Origin of the sequence: Stenotrophomonas sp. TWI809, from assembly GCF_039673205.1 — a bacterium.
GTDB lineage: Bacteria > Pseudomonadota > Gammaproteobacteria > Xanthomonadales > Xanthomonadaceae > Stenotrophomonas.
Genome location: NZ_JBDJLE010000010.1, coordinates 99126 through 117687, shown reverse-complemented (window position 1 = coordinate 117687; position 18562 = coordinate 99126). Strand labels below are relative to the sequence as shown.

Annotated in this window: 11 protein-coding genes; 7 read left to right on the top strand and 4 right to left on the bottom strand. The window is 69.1% G+C overall.

The annotated features are described in order from the left end of the window. Nucleotides 1-59: 59 nt before the first annotated feature. Nucleotides 60-4163, top strand: coding sequence for an ATP-dependent RNA helicase HrpA (gene hrpA / locus ABE472_RS10050; protein ID WP_346466110.1), 4104 nt, complete (start codon nt 60-62; stop codon nt 4161-4163). Between the two features lie 55 nt (nt 4164-4218). Here hrpA and ABE472_RS10045 read toward each other — a convergent pair whose 3' ends face one another. Continuing rightward, nucleotides 4219-4731, bottom strand: coding sequence for a hypothetical protein (locus tag ABE472_RS10045; RefSeq protein ID WP_313210466.1), 513 nt, complete (start codon nt 4729-4731; stop codon nt 4219-4221). 132 nt (nt 4732-4863) lie between these two features. Here ABE472_RS10045 and ABE472_RS10040 point away from each other — a divergent pair, with 132 nt between their 5' ends. Then, the gene (locus tag ABE472_RS10040) at nt 4864-7017 is read left to right on the top strand and encodes a bifunctional (p)ppGpp synthetase/guanosine-3',5'-bis(diphosphate) 3'-pyrophosphohydrolase (RefSeq protein ID WP_346463258.1); all 2154 of its coding nucleotides are present in this window, start codon (nt 4864-4866) and stop codon (nt 7015-7017) included. A 29-nt stretch (nt 7018-7046) separates the two neighbouring features. After that, the gene (locus tag ABE472_RS10035; RefSeq protein ID WP_346463259.1) at nt 7047-8609 is read left to right on the top strand and encodes a hypothetical protein; all 1563 of its coding nucleotides are present in this window, start codon (nt 7047-7049) and stop codon (nt 8607-8609) included. On the opposite strand, the gene ABE472_RS10030 is transcribed toward ABE472_RS10035, so the two are convergent. Next, nucleotides 8606-10705 carry a glycosyltransferase gene (locus tag ABE472_RS10030; protein WP_313210472.1) on the bottom strand — a complete coding sequence of 700 codons (2100 nt, stop codon included), beginning with the start codon at nt 10703-10705 and terminating at the stop codon, nt 8606-8608. The two genes, ABE472_RS10035 and ABE472_RS10030, sit on opposite strands and share 4 nt — an antisense overlap. A gap of 96 nt (nt 10706-10801) precedes the next feature. Here ABE472_RS10030 and mrcB point away from each other — a divergent pair, with 96 nt between their 5' ends. The 4 genes from mrcB (at nt 10802) to tsaB (ending at nt 16624) form a co-directional block, all read left to right on the top strand. After that, nucleotides 10802-13240 carry a penicillin-binding protein 1B gene (gene mrcB, locus ABE472_RS10025; RefSeq protein ID WP_346466109.1) on the top strand — a complete coding sequence of 813 codons (2439 nt, stop codon included), beginning with the start codon at nt 10802-10804 and terminating at the stop codon, nt 13238-13240. Between the two features lie 15 nt (nt 13241-13255). Further along, the gene (locus tag ABE472_RS10020; RefSeq protein ID WP_123730421.1) at nt 13256-13783 is read left to right on the top strand and encodes a hypothetical protein; all 528 of its coding nucleotides are present in this window, start codon (nt 13256-13258) and stop codon (nt 13781-13783) included. 70 nt (nt 13784-13853) lie between these two features. Then, nucleotides 13854-15911 carry an ATP-dependent DNA helicase gene (locus ABE472_RS10015; protein WP_346466108.1) on the top strand — a complete coding sequence of 686 codons (2058 nt, stop codon included), beginning with the start codon at nt 13854-13856 and terminating at the stop codon, nt 15909-15911. Between the two features lie 5 nt (nt 15912-15916). After that, on the top strand, nt 15917-16624 hold the full coding sequence (gene tsaB / locus ABE472_RS10010) for a tRNA (adenosine(37)-N6)-threonylcarbamoyltransferase complex dimerization subunit type 1 TsaB (RefSeq protein ID WP_346463263.1): 708 nt from the start codon (nt 15917-15919) through the stop codon (nt 16622-16624). Between the two features lie 28 nt (nt 16625-16652). Here the strand turns inward: tsaB and ABE472_RS10005 are convergent, their stop codons facing one another. Together ABE472_RS10005 and gshB are read right to left on the bottom strand one after the other, a co-directional pair. Further along, the gene (locus ABE472_RS10005) at nt 16653-17540 is read right to left on the bottom strand and encodes an energy transducer TonB (protein ID WP_313219737.1); all 888 of its coding nucleotides are present in this window, start codon (nt 17538-17540) and stop codon (nt 16653-16655) included. Further along, nucleotides 17537-18487: a glutathione synthase gene (gene gshB, locus ABE472_RS10000; RefSeq protein WP_121039048.1), complete on the bottom strand. Its 951-nt coding sequence runs from the start codon at nt 18485-18487 to the stop codon at nt 17537-17539. Before gshB ends, ABE472_RS10005 begins: the two co-directional genes overlap by 4 nt. Between the last annotated feature and the right edge of the window lie 75 nt (nt 18488-18562).

Sequence of the window (18562 nt, the reverse complement as noted above, 5' to 3'; positions counted from 1 at the left end):
TTCACAATAGATCAGACTACCCTTTCAGTAGTAAACAAAAGTTCTAAACGAATCGATTGATGAGCGCTATCGAAAAACCACATGCAGCACGCCTGGCCCAGCAGCAGGCCGCCATCAACGGGGCCATGAGCCGCGACCGCGGTCGTTTGCTGGGGATGCTCTCGCGTTGGCGGGCCAAACCGGCGGATACGGGGCTGGCGGCGGCGTTCGAGCAGGCCTTGCAGGCCTCCGTGCAGCGCCGTGAAGCGCGTGCGCTGAATCAGCCGTCCATCACTCTGGACGAGCAACTGCCGATTGCGCGTGAAGCCGAGGCCATCACCGCGCTGATCCGCGACCACCAGGTCGTGGTGATCGCCGGTGAAACCGGCTCGGGCAAGACCACCCAGCTGCCCAAGCTGTGCCTGGCCGCCGGCCGTGGCACCGCCGGCATGATCGGCTGCACGCAGCCGCGACGGATCGCCGCGCGTGCAGTGGCGACCCGCGTTGCGCAGGAACTGCAGTCCGAGCTGGGCACCACGGTGGGCTACCAGGTGCGCTTCACCGATCGCGTCGGTGACGATACCCGCATCAAATTCATGACCGACGGCATCCTGCTGGCCGAGATCAGCAGTGACCGCTGGCTGTCCAACTACGACACGATCATCGTCGACGAGGCACACGAACGCAGCCTCAACATCGATTTCCTGCTGGGCTATCTGAAGCAGCTGCTGAAGAAGCGGCCCGATCTGAAACTGATCGTCACCTCGGCGACCATCGATACCTCGCGCTTCGCCCAGCATTTCGACGATGCCCCGGTGATCAGCGTGGAAGGCCGCACGTTCCCGGTGGAGGTGCGTTACCGGCCGCTGGAAGGTGAGGGCGGCGGCGAGGCTGACGGTGGGCGCGATGGCGAGCGCACCGTCAATGATGCGGTGGTCGCGGCGGTGGATGAAATCACCCGGATCGACCCGCGTGGCGACATCCTGCTGTTCTTCCCGGGCGAGCGCGAAATACGCGATGCGCACCAGTCCCTGGAACGACGCAAGTACCGTGGCACCGACGTGCTGCCGCTCTATGCGCGGCTGTCGGTCAAGGATCAGGACCTGGTGTTCAACCCCGGCGCCAACCGGCGCATCGTGCTGGCCACCAACGTCGCCGAAACATCGCTGACGGTGCCGCGCATCCGCTATGTGATCGACCCGGGTTTCGCCCGCATCAAGCGTTACAGCCCGCGCCAGAAGCTGGACCGGCTGCACATCGAAGCGGTCTCGCAGGCCAGCGCCAACCAGCGCAAGGGCCGCTGTGGCCGCGTGTCCGAAGGCATCTGCTACCGGTTGTATTCCGAAGCGGATTTCCAGTCGCGCCCCGAGTTCACCGATCCGGAAATCCGCCGCTCCAGCCTGTCCGGGGTGATCCTGCGGATGCTGCAGCTGGGCCTGGGCAAGATCGAGGATTTCCCGTTCCTGGAGGCACCGGATGAGCGCGCCATCGCCGATGGCTGGCAGCAGCTGGGTGAGCTGGGTGCGGTCGATGCCGAGCGCCGCCTGACCCCGATCGGGCGCCAGATGGCGCGCCTGCCGGTGGACGTGAAACTGGCCCGCATGCTGGTCGCCGCACAGGCCCAGGGCTGCCTCCGCCCGATGCTGGTGATCGCCTCGTTCCTGGGCATCCAGGACCCGCGCGAGCGCCCGCCGGAAGCGCGCGCCGCGGCCGACAACGCGCATGCGCTGTTCGCCGATGGCCGCTCGGAGTTCGTCGGCGTGCTGCGCCTGTGGGACGGCTACCGCCAGGCTCACGAAGACCTGTCCCAGTCCAAGCTGCGCGACTGGTGCGGGCGGCATTTCCTCGGCTTCCTGCGCATGCGCGAGTGGCGCGAACTGCATCGCCAGCTGCGCGTGCTGTGCGAGGAGCTGGGCTGGACGGAAGAAGCGGCCGAGACCTCCCTGGCACCGTTGCTGGCGGGTTCGTCCGCGCCTGCACCGGCGCGCGATGACGAGGCGAAGATCAAGGCGACGCGCGGCCAGCAGCACCGTGCCGCACGCCTGGCCCGCGAAGGGAAATCCGAGCCGGCGCCTGCCCAGAACACGTCGGCATCGGTCAAGGGCGCCGATGCCGAGGCGCGCAACGCCTTCAGCGACAAAGTGCGCGCAGCCGCCTACCAGACCCTGCACCGTGCCTTGATCGCCGGCCTGCCCACGCAGATCGGCCACCGCAGCGACAAGGGCGATTTCCTGGCGCCGCGCCAGCGCCGCTTCCTGCCGTTCCCGGGCTCGACCCTGGCCAAGCGGCCGCCGCCGTGGCTGCTCACCGCGACCTTGCTGGATACCCAGAAAATCTGGGGCCTGACCAACGCGGCGATCGAGCCGGACTGGGTCATCAACGAGCTGCCGCACCTGCTGCTGCGCAAGCACTTCGATCCGCATTGGTCGCGCGCGCAGGGCCAGGTGCTGGCCTCCGAGCAGATCAGTCTGTTCGGACTGGTGCTGGCCCCGAAGAAGCCGGTGCACTACGGCCGCATCGCGCCGGGCGAAGCGCACGACATCTTCGTGCGGCAGGCCCTGGTGACCGGCGAAATCAACACCCGTGCCGGCTTCGTCGCCGACAACCTCAAGGTGCTGGAGCAGGCGCGCGAAGAGGAGGCCAAGCTGCGCCGTGCCGGCATCGTCGCCGATGAAGGCTGGCAGGCGCGCTGGTACCTGGACCGGATTCCGGCCGAGATCCATTCGGCGATGGGCCTGGATACCTGGTGGAAGGCGCTGGCGCCGGAGAAACGCCGCGCGCTGTCGTGGGCACTGGCCGATCTGCTGCCGGGCGAGGGCAGCGACGCCGAACGGTATCCCGCGTATCTGCCGCTGGGTGATGCACGGCTGCCGCTGCATTACACCTTCGAGCCGGGTGCCGACGAAGATGGCGTCACGTTGGAGGTGCCGCTGCACCTGCTCAACGCGCTCGATCCGGCGCGGTTGTCGTGGCTGGCGCCCGGCTTCGTGGCCGACAAGGCTGCGGCCCTGATCCGCAGCCTGCCCAAGGCGATGCGCCGCAACTATGTGCCGGCACCGGACTTCGGGCGCGCGTTCGCCGAAGCGTTTGCCGAGCCGACCGCCGATGACATCCGTGGCGAGCTGGCGCGGTTCCTGTCGCGTGCGACCGGTGCCAAGCTGGCCGCGACCGATTTCGATGACGCAGCGCTGGACGCCCATCTGCGCATAAACCTGCGGCTGCGCGATGCCGATGGCAAGGTGCTGGCGACCTCGCGCGATCTGGATGCACTGCGCGCCCGCTTCGGTGACAAAGCCGGGGATGCCTTTGCCGCACGCGCCGGGCGTGCGCTGGCAGCCGAAGGGTTGCGCGATTTCCCGGCCAGCCCGATCCCGCTGCAGGTGCCTGGCGAAGCCGGCGTGCCGGCCTATCCGGCGCTGGTCGACCAGGGCGAGACCGCCGCGTTGAAGATTTTCGCCGATCGCAACGAGGCGCTGGAGCAGCATCCGCTCGGCGTGCGTCGATTGCTGGAGATTGCGCTGGCCGACAAGGCCAAGCAGGCGCGCAAGCAGCTGCCGGTGCCGCCCAAGACCGGGTTGTTGTATGCCGCGATCGAATCGCAGGAACGCCTGCGTGGCGACCTGGTCGATGCCGCGATGAACGCGGTGCTTGCCGATGGCCTGGGTGATATCCGCGACCCGGCCGCGTTCGCCAAGCGCAGCGCGGAGGCGGGCAAGGCGTTGTTCGCAGAGGCGATGGCCCGCCTGAAGCTGGCCGAGAACATCCTGGCCCATGTGGCCGAGCTCAAACCACAGCTGGAAGCGCCGCTGATGGGCTGGGCACGCGGCAATCTGGATGACATGGAGCAGCAGCTGGCCGCGTTGGTCCATCCTGGCTTCCTGCGCGAGACCCCGGCCGATGCCCTGGCGCAACTGCCGCGCTACCTGCGCGCAATGATCCTTCGCACTGAGCGTGCCAAGCGCGATCCGCCGCGCGACCAGGCGCGGATGCTGGAGCTGCGGCCATTCGTGGATGCGTTGGCACAGGCCGAGGCCCGCGGGTTGCGGGAGCGGCCGCAGTGGCAGGACCTGCGCTGGGATCTGGAAGAGTTGCGGGTCTCGCTGTTTGCCCAGGAGCTGGGCGCGAAGACCGGGATTTCAGCCAAGAAGCTGGCCCAGCGCGTGGCCGCGCTGCAGAAGCCTTGATCCGGCAGTGACCCGTGCCAGGTCGGCACGGGTCACTGGGGTTGCCTGAAGCGGATTATTTGACGCGGCGGACCTTGGCGCGGGTGTTGACGCCCTGGATCTGCATGTACCACACCCCGCCGACGCCGGGAGCGATGCTGACCTCAGGCGACTGGCGGCGGACACCACCGACTTGGACATCGTCGACCTGCTCCCATTCCTGGGCGTTGGCGAGCGCGTAACGCTGGCCCTTGCCAAAGCCGCGGAATTCTCCGGTCAAGACGCTTTTGATCGGCTCCTTGGTGCCGAAGTCGAAGAAGCCGTGGTTTTTCACGATGACTTCCTGACGACCCTCTTCGCGGGCCTGCTCGCGGGCATCGGCCGCCAGCGCGGCCACCTTGCCCTGCAGCCAGTTGTTGAGCTCGGCCAGTTCCTGCGGCGTGAGCTTCTCCAGCCCGGCCGCCTTGAACTCGGCCGGCGACATCTGCTGCTGCAGATCGCCTTCGACCACGCGCTGGGCCAGCGCCGGGAGCGAGAGGCTCATCATGACGGCCGCGCAGGCCAACAACCGCAGACGGGAAAAGCGCATGGCAGGGTCTCTCCTAGGAATGGCCGCAGTGTAGTGCCAGCGCCCCGGCATGTGCACATGCTGGTGATGGCGATTGTCGGGGGGGCGCTGCGGCGCTAGTGTAGGTGGCCTCTGTCTTGTCTGTACGATGCTGTGAACCGCGCTTCCTCCCCTGGCCTGGATGGCTTGTTGAACCGACCCTCGGTGGCTTCGCTGCCGGCTGAGCTGCGCGAGGCATTGCTGCAGCGCTGGCAGCAACCCGAGGCCGATCTGGAACGGCGCGCGGGCTGGCCGGTGCTGGCTGACACGCTGGATGCGCTGTCATTGCTCTCGGCCGACGAGTCTGCCTTGCTGGCCACGTTGCTGTTCGATCTGCCGTGGTTGCGTGCCGGTCTGGACACGCTGCCGATCGGTGCGCTCAAGCCGGTGGTCGTCGGCCTGCTGGACGGCCTGGACGCCGCCGACCAGGTCTGGGCGCTGCACGCCGGGCGCGAGGCCGGGCGCAACAGCGAAGGCCTGCGTCGCCTGCTGCTTTCGATCATCCGCGATCTGCGCGTGGTGCCGATCCTGCTCGCCCGCCAGCTGGCCCGCATGCGCGGTGCCGATCGCTTGCCCGAAGAAGAGCGCCGCGCGCTGGCCCAGCTCACTCGCGACATCCATGCGCCGCTGGCCAACCGGCTCGGCATCTGGCAGTTGAAGTGGGAGCTGGAGGATCTGGCGTTCCGCCATCTGGAACCGGAGACCTACCGCCGCATCGCGCGCGAGGTGGATGAAACGCGCTTGGCGCGCGAGCGCTATGTCGAGGGCGTCAAAAAGGCGCTGTCGCGCGAGCTGCTGGCGCAGGGCATCCGCGCCGAGGTCAGCGGCCGCCCGAAGCACATCTACAGCATCTGGCGGAAGATGCAGAAGAAGCGTCTGGCCTTCGAGCAGCTGTACGACATCCGCGCCGTGCGCGTGATGGTGGACGACGTGGCCGCCTGCTACGCCGCGCTGGGCGTGGTGCATGCACTGTGGGCGCCGGTGCCGAGCGAATTCGACGATTACATCGCGCGCCCGAAAGCCAACGATTACCGTTCGCTGCATACCGCCGTGGTCGGCCCGGAAGGGCGCACCATCGAAGTGCAGATCCGCACCCACGACATGCACGCCCAGGCCGAGCTCGGCGTGGCCGCGCATTGGCGCTACAAGGAAGGCAGCAAGGGCGCGGAAAAGGCGTTCGACCGCAAGATCACCTGGATGCGGCAGCTGCTGGAGCAATCCCAGGACGGGCATGCAGGCGAACTGGCCGGTGCGCTGGATGCCGAGCTGACCGAAGACCGGGTCTACGCGCTCAGTCCCAAGGACGAGGTGATGGACCTGCCCCAGGGCGCCACGCCGTTGGATTTTGCTTACCACGTGCACACCATGGTCGGGCATCGCTGCCGGGGGGCGAAGGTCAACGGCCGCATCGTGCCGCTGACCTACCGCCTGCGCAGCGGCGACCGCGTCGAGATCCTGACCGGCAAGGAGGCCGATCCCCGGCGCGACTGGCTGCTGGCCTCCAGCGGGTTCCTGGCCAGCAACCGTTCGCGTGAAAAGGTGCGCGGGTGGTTCCACAAGCTGGACCGCGCGCGCAACGTGCAGGCCGGCCGCGAGCTGCTCGAGCGCGAACTCAAGCGCCTCGGCCTGCAGCACGCCGATCTGGCCATCGCGGTGAAGAAGTTCCACGCCGACAGCGTCGACGATCTCTACATCCAGGTGGCGCTGGGCGATACCGGGCCGAACCAGGTCAGCCGCACGCTGCTGGAAGCCGAACGTGCCGCCAGCCAGCCGGCGGCGCCGGTACTGCCGCGCCCGACCGCGCGGCGCGAGAGTGTGCGCAGTGCCGATTTCACCGTACAGGGCGTGGGCAACCTGCTGGTGCAGCTGGCGCGTTGCTGCCAGCCGGTGGCCGGCGAGCCGATCGTCGGGTATCTGACGCGCGCGCGCGGCGTCACCGTGCACCGCACCGACTGTGCCGCGCTGGCACGGCTGGCCGCGGCCAGCCCGCAGCGGATTCTTCCGGTGGAGTGGGGCCAGGCCGGCGGTGGCTATGAAGTGGACGTGGTGGTCGACGCGGTCGACCGGCGCTGGCTGCTCAAGGACATCACCAACCTGATCGCGCAGGAGGATGCCTATGTGCTGGACATCCACAGCGACAACGTCCGCAACAGTGGCCGTGCGCATCTGCGCCTGCGCCTGAAGGTCAGTGACTACGGCCAGCTTTCGACCCTGCTGGGCAAGCTGGATGCACTGCCCGGCGTCAGCGAAGCCCGGCGTCTAGGCTGAGCTCACGTGCCCCACGCTAGGCTCGCGCCATGAGCCGGGACGATGACAGGCATGACGCCGCCCACGAAGCACTGCGACGGGTGCGCCGCGAAGGCCGCTGGTGGTGGTTGCAGGCGCGCCATGCCCGGCGCATCTGGCGCTGGGCGCTGCTGGTGGCCGTGCTGCTGTTCGTCAGCCTGGCCCTGTTGCGCCGGCCGCTGGCCAACTGGTTCTGGAACGAGCCGCAGATCGAGCAGCTGCTCGACCAGGGCGATCGCGCGCTGGCCGCTGGCCGGTTGAGTGCGGCAGATGGCAGTGGCGCACGTGAATCCTTCCAGGCCGCGCTGGCGCTGGACACCGACCGCTTGCAGGCGCGCAGCGGTCTGGCACGCACCGGCCAGGCTGCCCTGCAGCAGGCGCGGGATGCGCTGGACCGGGGCGATGCACCGGCGGCGACCGCCGCGCTTGCGCTGGCCCGCGAACTGCAGGTGCCGCAGCGCGATGCCGATGCGGTGGCGCAGCAGCTGCACGCACACGACCAGGCACGCGCGGGCATCGGGGCGTTGCTTGGGCGCGCCGAAGCGGCCCTGCAGGCGCAGCGGCTCGAGGGCAGCCCCGATAGCGCGCTGCCGCTGTTCCAGCAGGTGCTGGCGCTGTCCCCCAATCAGGTGCGCGCACTGGAGGGGCGCGAGGATGCGCTGTCCGATCTCCTCCAGCAGGCGCGCACGGCGGCCGGACGCGGCGACGTAGCCAGGGCGGCGGCGCTGGTGCGCAGCGCGCGTGGTTTCGATGCCGGGCATGTCGATCTGCCGGCCACCCAGGAGGCGCTGAACAACGCGCTGGAGCGACGCCAGCGCGAGGGCGAGATCGCGCTGCGCCGGCAGAAGCTGGAGGTTGCGGCCGATGCATTCGCAGCGGTGCTTTCAGCGCTGCCCGACGATCCTGCCGCGCGCCGTGGCCAGCTGCAGGTCGCCGATGCGCAGCTCACGCGTGCGACGCGGCTGGCCGGCAACTTCCGCTTCGACGACGCAGCCCGGGCGCTTCAGGTGGCCCAATCGCTGGGCGCGTCCACGCGTTCGCTGGAGGCGGCCCGCCATGTGATCGAGCAGGCGCAACGCTCCCAGGCGGCATTGAAGACCCCGGCGGTGCCGAGGGCGCAGCGCGAACGCACACTGCGCCGTCTGCTCACGCGCCTGGAGGAGGCAGAGGGCCGTGGCAACTTCCTGGACCCGCCCGGACGCAGTGCTTACGACGCCCTGCGCGAGGCCCAGGGCGTCGCGCCGCAGGACCCGCGGGTGCGAGCCGCCGCGCAGCGCCTGCTGCCCGCAAGCCGGCAGTGCTTCGAAGATCGCCTGCGCGAGAACCGCGTGTTGGCGGCGGGGGCGTGTCTGGACGCCTGGCAGACGTTGTCGACCAATGATGCCGCCCAGGCCGCCGCGCGACGGCGGCTGGCGCAGCGCTGGCTGGCCATCGGCAGCGAGCGCCTGGGCTCGGGCGACATCGCTTACGCGCAGCAGGCGCTCGAGCAGGCGCGGCGCTGGCAACCGGACCTGCCGGAATTACCGGCCTTCGCCGAGCGCCTGCGCAGCGCCGGCGGTGGCTCGGGCACTTAATCCAGGAACACCCGCTGCACGGTGGCGCGGGCCGCATCCAGCGAGAAATGATCCACGATGTTCTGCAGCCCGGCAGTCGAGAGCCGGCGCCACAGGGCCTCGTCCTGGTACAGCCGCACCACGGCCTGCGCGAATGCCTCGGCATCATCGGCCACCAGCACATCTTCGCCATCGCGCAGATGCATGCCTTCCACGCCACAGGTCGTGGCGACCACCGGCTGCCCATGCGCCATGCTGAGATTCACCTTGCCCTTCACGCCGGCACCGAAGCGCAGCGGCGCGACGGCGATGCGGATGCCATCCATGTAGGGCACCACGTCCGGCACGAACCCGTGGATCTCCACGCCCGGCTGGGTCGCGGCCAGCGCGCGCAGGGTGTCGGGCACGGCCGCGCCGATGCAGTGGAAACGGATGTCGGGCAGCTGTGCACGGATGCGCGCGAAGACGTCACCGATGAACCACTGCATGGCATCCAGGTTCGGCGGATGACGGAAGCCGCCGACGAACACCAGATCGCGCCGCTCGGCCCAGTCAGGGCCGGCGCCAGCAACCTCGTGCAGATTGGAAATCAGTTCCACGGTCGCGCCCGGGGCATCGACGCGCAGCTGCTCGCGCTCGGCAGCGCTGACCAGCACGGTCACATCAACCTCTTCCATCACCGCCAGCTCGCGTGCGCGGGTGCGCTCGGCATTGCGCAGCAGCCCGGCATCCCCGGCGATCTCCGCACCCCGGCGTTCGCGCAGGTAGTGCAGGTCGACGGTATCGAAGACGGTGCGGGCTTGGGGCGCACAGCTGCGCAGCAGCGGCAGGCACTCGTGGGCGACGTGGTAGCGGACCATCATCACCACATCGAAGCGGGCGCCGTTGGCGCGCAGCCACGGCGCCACACCGTCCAGGTAGGGGGCGTACCAGACCTCCACGCCAAGCGCCTGCAGCGCCTCGGTGGCGGTGCCGCCGTGCTCGCGCCGGGTCGGCACGAACACCACGTGGACCCCGGCTTCGAGCAGCATGCGGATCAGGTTGTACTGGCGTAGCGAGGCCGAGTCGCGGTCCGGCTGCGGCACTTCTTCATCCAGGATCAGGACCTGGCGCTGGGCACGGTGCAGCAGGGCTGGCGAGGGAACGCTGCCGACGGCGGGCTGCGCCTGCAGTGCGCCAGCCCACTTCGCCGCGAACACGCCGCGGTTGCGGACCTGGTAGGCCTTGATCCCGCTGCCGGTATCGGTGCCGTTGCTGGTGCCCTCGTCATGCACCACGCGGCTGGCCGGTTGCACCAGTACGCGGTGGCCGCTGGCGCGCACGGCGAAGGCCAGGTCGGTGTCTTCGTAATACGCCGGCTTGTAGCGCAGGTCGAAACCCCCGATCTCTTCCCACAGGGCGCGCGGGATCATCAGCGCGGCGCCGGAGCAGTAGTCGGCATCGCGCAGCGCGCTGTAGCGCGGATCTTCGGGCGATTCGAACCGGCCGTAGCTCCAGCCGCTGCCATCCTGGAAGATCACCCCGCCCGACTCCTGCAGGCGGCCGTCGGGGTAGAGCAGCTGTGAACCGACCAGGCCGGCGCGCGGCACCCGGGCGAAGGTGGCGAGCAGGGCATCCAGCCAGCCCGGCTGCGGCACCGTGTCATTGTTGAGCAGCACCACGTACTGGCCACGCGAACGCGCGACGCCATCGTTGCAGGCCTCGATGAAGCCGCCGTTGCTCGCGCGCACTTCATGGCGCAGGCCGCGGATCTGCGGCATCCAGGTGATCGTCTCGTCGCTGCTGCCGTCGTCCACCACCAGGATCTCGCAGGCGACCTGCGGCGGATGCGCGGCCAGTGCCCGCAGGCAGGCCAAGGTGTGCGCAGCGTGGTTGTAGACCGGAATGATGATGCTGACCACCGGGCGCTCGCTGGCGGGGACGGTGAACGGCGCGAACGCTGTGGCCTCCGGCAGGTACAGGGGCGCCCCGCGGGGCGCTGGCACGGCCTGGGTGTGGACCCGGATGCGCTGCCAGGTGGCGCGCCAGCCCCGGGTGCGCAGACTGGCCAGACTGCGACGGAACAGGCCGAGCATGCGGTTCAGGAAATAGCGAGCATCGGCCAAGGACATCGACATCCCGTTGCAACTCCAGCTTAAGCGGGGGAACCCGGGAGAACGCGCCGCTCGCAGTGGCTGCGTTAGACTCGCCGGAATCCATATTCTCGCATCCCCGTGCCCCGACGCTACGATTCCGACGACATCGACGAGTTCGACGACACCGAAAGCCGCGCCCCGATGTGGCGGCGCCGGTTGATCACCTGGAGCATGGCGGCTGTCGCGCTGGGGCTGGGCTTCCTGATCCCCTATACGGTGTACCTGAACCAACAGGTCACCCAGCGCTTCGGTGAGCTGCGCTGGCAGATTCCCACGCGCGTCTATGCGCGGCCGTTGCCGCTGGCGCCCGGCGTGGCGATGGATGCGGCCACGCTCAAGACCGAGCTGGCGGCCTCGGCCTACCGCGATGACGGGATCGGCAAATCACCGGCCACGTACACGCAGGAGGGGGGGCGTTTCGTCATCTCCAGCCGTGGCTACAACGACGTCGATGGCCGGGTCGCCCCGCGCCGCGTCGAGCTGAGCCTGTCCGGCGGGTCGATCGCTTCGCTGCGTGACCCCGACACCCGCAAGGCGCTGAAGGCCGCGCGTCTGGATCCGGCCCGTATCGCCACGCTGTATGGCCAGAAGCAGGAAGAGCGCCGGCTGGTACGGATCGAAGAGACCCCCGAGCTGCTGGTCACCGGCCTGCAGGCGGTGGAGGACAAGGACTTCAACCGGCACCACGGCATCGACCTGAGCGGCATCGCCCGTGCGATCTGGGTGACCGTGCGTTCTGGTGGCCAGAGCCGCCAGGGCGCCTCGACCCTGACCCAGCAGCTGGCCCGAAGCGGCCTGCTCGGGATCGGCAAAGAGCAGACCGTCACCCGCAAGTTCAATGAGGTGCTGTACGCGCTGATCATGGAAGCGCGCTACGACAAGCGCACCATCCTGGAGGCCTACCTCAACCAGGTCTATCTGGGCCAGCGCGGCAGCCAGGCGATCCACGGCATGTCCTCGGGCGCGGAGTTCTGGTTCGGGCGTGATCTGGCCTCGCTCAACACCGAGCACGTCGCGCTGCTGATCGGCCTGGTCAAGGGCCCGTCCTATTACGATCCGCGCCGCAATCCCGAGCGCGCGCTGGATCGCCGCAACTTCGTGCTGGGCAAGCTGCGCGACGCCAACCTGATCGACGATGCCGAGTACAAGCGTGCGGTCGATGCGCCGCTGGGCGTACCCAAGACCCCGGGCCTGATCGCGGCCAACCGTTTCCCGGCCTATGTCGATCTGGTCCGTCGCCAGCTCGGCCACGATTACCCCGAGTCGGTGCTGCAGGGCGCCGGCCTGAGCGTGATGACCGGCATGGCGCCCTCGGCGCAGGCCTATGCTGAAGGTGCGGTCACCAAGACGATCAAATCACTGGAAAGCAAGCGCCGTCCCGCGTTGCAGGCTGGCCTGGTGCTGACCGACGTGCACAACGGTGATGTACTGGCCGTGGTCGGCAGCCGTGACGTGTCCGAACCGGGCTTCAACCGGGCCATCGAGGCGCAGCGCCCGGTCGGCTCGCTGCTCAAGCCGTTCGTGTATCTGCTGGCGCTTGCGCAGCCGGACCGCTACTCGCTGTCCAGCTGGGTCGATGATTCGCCGGTGACGGTGCAGCTGAGCCGTGGCAAGCAGTGGTCGCCCGGCAACGCGGACAACCGCAGCCACGGCACGGTCCGCCTGATCGATGCGCTGGCCCATTCCTACAACCAGGCCACGGTCCGGGTAGGCATGCAGGTCGGCCCCGAGCGGGTCACGCAGTTGATCCACGTCCTGGCCGGCATCAAGGCCGAGCCCAATCCCGCGGTGATCCTGGGCTCCACGGATCAAAGCCCGTATGCGATGGCCCAGCTGTATCAGTTCCTGGCCTCCGGGGGCGAGATCCAGCCGCTGCACGCGGTGCGTGGCGTGCTCGATCCGCAGGGCAAGTTGATGAAGCGCTACGACAAGACCCCGGCGCCGGCGCAGGAAGGTGACTCGATTGCCGCCAACCTGATCAGCATCGGTCTGCAGCAGGTCGTGGCCAGCGGTACCGCGCAGCGCCTCAACGCCGATGGCCTGGGCCGCCTGCAGCCGGCGGGCAAGACCGGCACCACCAACGACGGCCGCGACAGCTGGTACGCCGGCTACACCGGTGACCATCTGGCCGTGATCTGGATGGGCAATGACCAGAACGAACAGGCCGGGCTGTATGGCGCGACCGGGTCGATGCGGGTCTGGTCGGGCATTTTCCAGCGCCTGCCCAGTTCGCCGCTGAAGGTCAGCAACAAGGGCCTGGACTGGCAGTACGTGGAGGCCAGCGGCACGGCCACCACCGATGAAGCCTGCCCGGGCGCGCGTCGCTTCCCGTTCGTGGTCGGCTACACCCCGGCCTATGTACCGTGCACCGCGCCGAGCGCCTTGCCGGAAGGCGAGGGCGGCGAACAGAGTGAAGGCGGTGGCTGGCGCAGCTGGTTCGGCCTGGAGAAAAAGCCGGAGCCCGCCCCCGAACCGGCGCAGAATGCACCGGCCGCCACCCCCGCGCGTCAACCCTGATCGAGGCCTGCCTGCATGACCACCCGTTTCCTGATCCGTTCCGCGTCGCTTGCCACGCTGTGCCTCGCGCTGGCGGCCTGCGTCACTCCGCCGCCGGTGGTGAAGGCGCCGGTCGACACCACCACGCCGGCCCAGCGCCTGGCCGCCGTGGATGCCGCTGCGGGCAATGACGACAAAGAGCTGGCCGTGCAGCCGCTGCGCGACAGCGAGGTGGAAGACCTGCGCCAGGCCGCGCATGCCCGTCGCCAGGCCAACGACCTGACCGGCGCTGCGGCGGCGCTGGATCAGGCGCTGGCGATCATGGCCTCGGACCCGTCGGTGCTGCAGGACCGGGCCGAGATCGCCCTGTTGCAGGGCGACTGGGCAGCAGCGGAAACCTTCGCCCGCAAGTCGGTTGAACTCGGTTCCAAGACCGGCCCGCTGTGCCGTCGCCATTGGGCGACGATCGAGCAGGCGCGTCTGGCCCGCGGTGAAAAAGAAAACGCGGCCTCGGCGCATGCACAGCTGGACGGCTGCACGGTGCCGGGGATCATGCGTTACTGATGTGGGCGATGCAGTCGGATGCGTGACGGCGTAGCGCCGGGCATCGGTCGGCACCCTTTATCATGGCGTCATGTCCCAACTTGCCCACGCCAGCCGCGATGCCCTCAGTGAGGGCGGTGCGCTCGCCAGCCAGCTCGATGCCTTCGTTCCGCGCCCGGCCCAGCTGCGCCTGACCGCGGCGATCGCCGAAGCGTTCGACCAGCGCGACGTGCTGCTGGCCGAGGCCGGCACCGGCACCGGCAAGACCTATGCGTACCTGGTGCCCGCGCTGCTGTCCGGGCTGAAGACCATCATCTCCACCGGTACCCGCGCGCTGCAGGATCAGCTGTATCACCGCGATCTGCCGCGCGTGCGGGCCGCGCTCGGTGTGGGCCACAGCAGTGCGCTGCTGAAGGGGCGCGCCAATTATCTGTGCCGCTATCGGCTGCAGCAGGCCCGGGGCGAACCCCGTTTCAGTTCCCCTGAGCAGGTCGCGCAGTTCCAGCGCATCCTGGCCTGGGCCGGACGCACGAAGTACGGCGACATGGCCGAGCTGGAGGCCTTGCCGGAGGATTCGCCGCTGTACCCGATGGTGACCTCCACCGTCGATAACTGCCTGGGCACCGAATGCCCCTTCTGGGATGACTGCTTCGTCGTGCAGGCACGGCAGCGGGCGCAGGCGGCCGACGTGGTGGTGGTCAACCACCACCTGCTGCTGGCCGATCTGGCGCTCAAGCAGGAGGGCTTCGGCGAGATCCTGCCGGGCGCGCAGGCGTTCGTGATCGACGAGGCGCACCAGTTGCCGGAACTGGCGGCCAACTTCTTCGGCGAAGGCTTCGGCATGCGCCCGTGGCAGGAGCTGGCACGCGACTGCCTGGCCGAGAGCCGCAGCGTGGCCGGTGCGCAGGCGGCCCTGCAGGAGCCCGCGGCCGCGCTGGAGCAGACCCTGCGCGATCTGCGCGTGGCGATGGATGGCCTGCCGCCGCGCGGCACCCAGTGGCGCGCGCTGACCGTGCCGCAGGTGCGCGATGGCTTCGATGCGGCGATGAGTACGCTGGTGCAGCTGCGTGATGCGCTGGCCGGGGTGCGCGAGGCGTCGCCCGGCCTGGACGCCTGCCATGCGCGCGCCATGGAAGCGGTCTCGCGGTTGTCGCGCTGGCTGGGCGACGATGCGCCGATGCTGGATTTCGATACCGACCCGGATGAGGCGCCGCCGCCAGCGGAGGTGCTCTGGTATGAACTGACGCCGCGCGGTTTCCGCTGCCAGCGCACGCCGATGGATGTGTCCGGTCCGCTGCGCGAGCATCGGCAGCGCTCGATGGCGGCCTGGGTGTTTACGTCGGCGACGCTGACCGTGGACGGGGGTTTCGAGCATATTTCCCAGCGGCTGGGCCTGGATGATCCGGTCAGCCTGCTGCAGCCCAGCCCCTTCGACTGGGCCCAGCAGGCGCTGTGCTATCTGCCGACCGATCTGCCCGATCCGGCCGCGCGCGGCTTCGGCACCGCGTTGATCCGCGCGCTGACGCCGGTGCTGGAGGCCTCGCACGGCCGTGCGTTCCTGTTGTTCGCTTCGCACCGCGCACTGCGCGAAGCGGCCGAGGCCCTGCGCGATGCACCGTGGCCGCTGTTCGTGCAGGGCGAGGCGCCGCGCGCGACGCTGCTGCAGCGCTTCCGTGAATCGGGCAACGGCGTCCTGCTGGGCTCGGCCAGTTTCCGCGAGGGCGTGGACGTGGTCGGCGATGCACTGAGCGTGGTGGTGATCGACAAGCTGCCGTTCGCCGCACCGGATGACCCGGTGTTCGAAGCGCGGCTGGATGCGATCCGCCGCGACGGCGGCAACCCGTTCCGCGATGAGCAGCTGCCGCAGGCCGTGATCGCGCTCAAACAGGGCGTGGGCCGCCTGATCCGCAGCGAGACCGATCGCGGTGTACTGGTGCTGTGCGATCCGCGCCTGCTCAGCCGCAGCTATGGCCGGATTTTCCTGGATTCACTGCCGCCGTTCCGACGTACCCGTTCGCTGACCGATGTACAGGCCTTCTTTGCGCCACAATGGTCCCTCGCTGACCCCGCACCCGTCGCCGCGCCTGCTTCACCACAGCCCGTGCAACGGCTGCCGTCCACCGATGACTTCCCCACTTCCCTGTTCTGACCGCCATGAAGCTGCTCGCCTTTGAAACCGCCACCGAAGCCTGTTCCGTTGCCCTGTACGTGGATGGGCAGGTCACTGAGCGCTTCGAGATCGCCCCACGCCGCCACGCTGAACTCAGCCTGCCCTGGGCCGAGGCGCTGCTGGCCGAGGCGGGGGTGGCCCGTTCGCAGCTGGATGCGATCGCATTGGGGCGGGGGCCGGGCGCGTTCACCGGCGTGCGGCTTGCGATCGCCATCGCCCAGGGGATCGCCCTGGCGCTGGACCGCCCGTTGATCGCGGTCTCCACCCTGCAGGCGCTGGCGCTGCGCGCGCCGGCCGAAGCCGATCATGTACTGGCCAGCATCGACGCACGCATGGGCGAGGTCTATGCCGCACGCCACATCCGCGTGGACGGGCAGTGGCAGCTGCAGGGCGAGGAGAGCGTGTGCGCGCCGGGGCAGGTGGTGTTGCCTGAGGGCACGCGCTGGTTCGGCGTGGGGACTGGCTTCGGCGCGGCCGACGGCGTGCTGGCGACGCGGTTGGCCGATCAACTGACCGGCGTGGATGCGCTGGCATTGCCGCGCGCGGCGGATGTGCTGGCGCTGGCGGTACCGGCGTTCGAGCGCGGCGAGGGCATGGCACCGGAGCTGGTGGAGCCGGCCTATCTGCGCAACAACGTGGCGCTGACCCTGGTGGAACAGCAGGCGGCGCGGGCGGCCAAGGCCGCCCGGTAGAGCCGACCGTTGGTCGGCTATCGCCCCCTCAGCGGTCGTCGCGCAGCTCGCCGCCGGGCAGGAACACCCAGGTGCGGGTCACCTGCAGGATGTCGATCGCATCCTCGGTCTTGGGCAGCGGCGGGAACGGCTGGGCAAGCGTGATCACGCGCAGCGCGGTTTCATCCAGCAACGGCGTGCCGCTGGACTGCAGTATGCGGGCACTTTCGACGGTGCCATCGCGGCGCACACCGACGGTGATCACCACCTGGCCACCGAGCCGGCGGGCGCGCGCCTCATCGGGGTAGTTCAGGTTGCCGACGCGCTCGGCGCGATCGACCCACGCGCGCAGATAATTGGCATAGGCGTATTCGCGGGTACTGGCCGAGACGAACTTGCGGTTCGGGCGTTTGGCGTACTGGGCCGAGCGCAGATGCACTTCGGCGGCCAACCGCGCCATCTCCACATCGCGCTGCTCGCGGGCCGTCATCGGTGCATCCGGGCGGGGGTGCTCGGGCAGCGGCTGTGGCTGCGCCTCGGCGATGGTGTCGGCGCCATTGCGGCTGTTGACCACGCGGGTCTGCGGGGGCGGCACGCTGGCCGCCTCCTGGCGCTGCTGCGGGACCGGTGACAGCCCGGCCTGCGCCTGCGGCACGATTCCGGCCTGGTTGTCGCGCGGGCGCTGGGCCTTGTCGTGGTCGCCACCGCCCTGCTGATTGGCCTGGGCCAGGAAATCGGCCTGCTTGGGTGTCAGTGGGGTCTGGGTCTGGCTGAAGATCACATCCAGCGTGGGCACCAGCGGCGCGCTGTCACTGACCGCGAAGCCGACCCCCAGCAGCAGCAACGCGTGCACGAGCACGGACAGCGTCAGGGTCGCGCCCAGCCGCTGGGATTCGCGCGCCTGCCACGTCGGGGCCGGGACGACGCTGGCGCTCATCGCGGCAGGCTGGCCTCGATCGCATCGAACAGAGTGCCGGCGATGTTCAGTCCGAACTGGGCGTCGAGCTCGCGCACGCAGGTCGGGCTGGTGACGTTCACTTCGGTGAGGTAATCGCCGATCACATCCAGGCCGACGAAGCGCATGCCGCGCCGCTTCATCTCCGGTCCGACCTGGGCGGCGATCCAGCGGTCGCGTTCGCTCAGCGGGCGGCCTTCGCCACGGCCACCGGCGGCCAGGTTGCCGCGGAACTCATCGCCCTGCGGAATCCGCGCCAGGCAGTAGTCCACCGGCTCGCCATCGACCAGCAGGATGCGCTTGTCGCCAGCGGTGATGTCCGGGATGAACTTCTGCGCCAGGGCCAGCGTGCGCTCGCCATCGGTCAGGGTTTCCAGGATCACGTTGAGGTTGGGATCACCGGTGCCGCTGCGGAAGATCGAGCGCCCGCCCATGCCGTCCAGCGGCTTGAGCACCGCCTGGCCATGTTCGAGCACGAAGGCCTTCAGGTCCGCATTGCGGCGACTGACCAGGGTCGGCGGGCAGCACTGCGGGAACAGCAGGGCGGCCAGCTTCTCGTTGTAGTCGCGCAGGCCCTGGGGGTCGTTGACCACCATCGCACCGGCCTGCTGGGCGACGCTGAGTACGTGGGTGTCGTAGATGAATTCGGCATCCACCGGCGGGTCCTTGCGCATCAGCACCACCTGGCCGGGGCCGAACACGGTCTGGCTGAACTCGCCCAGGGTGAACCAGTCGTTCTTGTCCTCGCGCACCTGCAGCGGGGCGGTGCGGGCGATGGCCTGGCCGTCACGCAGGGCCAGCCCGCCGGGGCTGACGTAGTGCAGGGCATGGCCGCGGCGCTGGGCTTCCAGCAGCATCGCGAAGGTGGTGTCCTTGGCAATCTTGATATGGGCGATGGGGTCCATCACCACGATGACATTCAACGGCATGGTCGCAACCTGGCGGGCAGGCCGATGATGGTAGCGACAATGGGTCCGCAATGCCTGCCCGGGGGCGCGGAACGC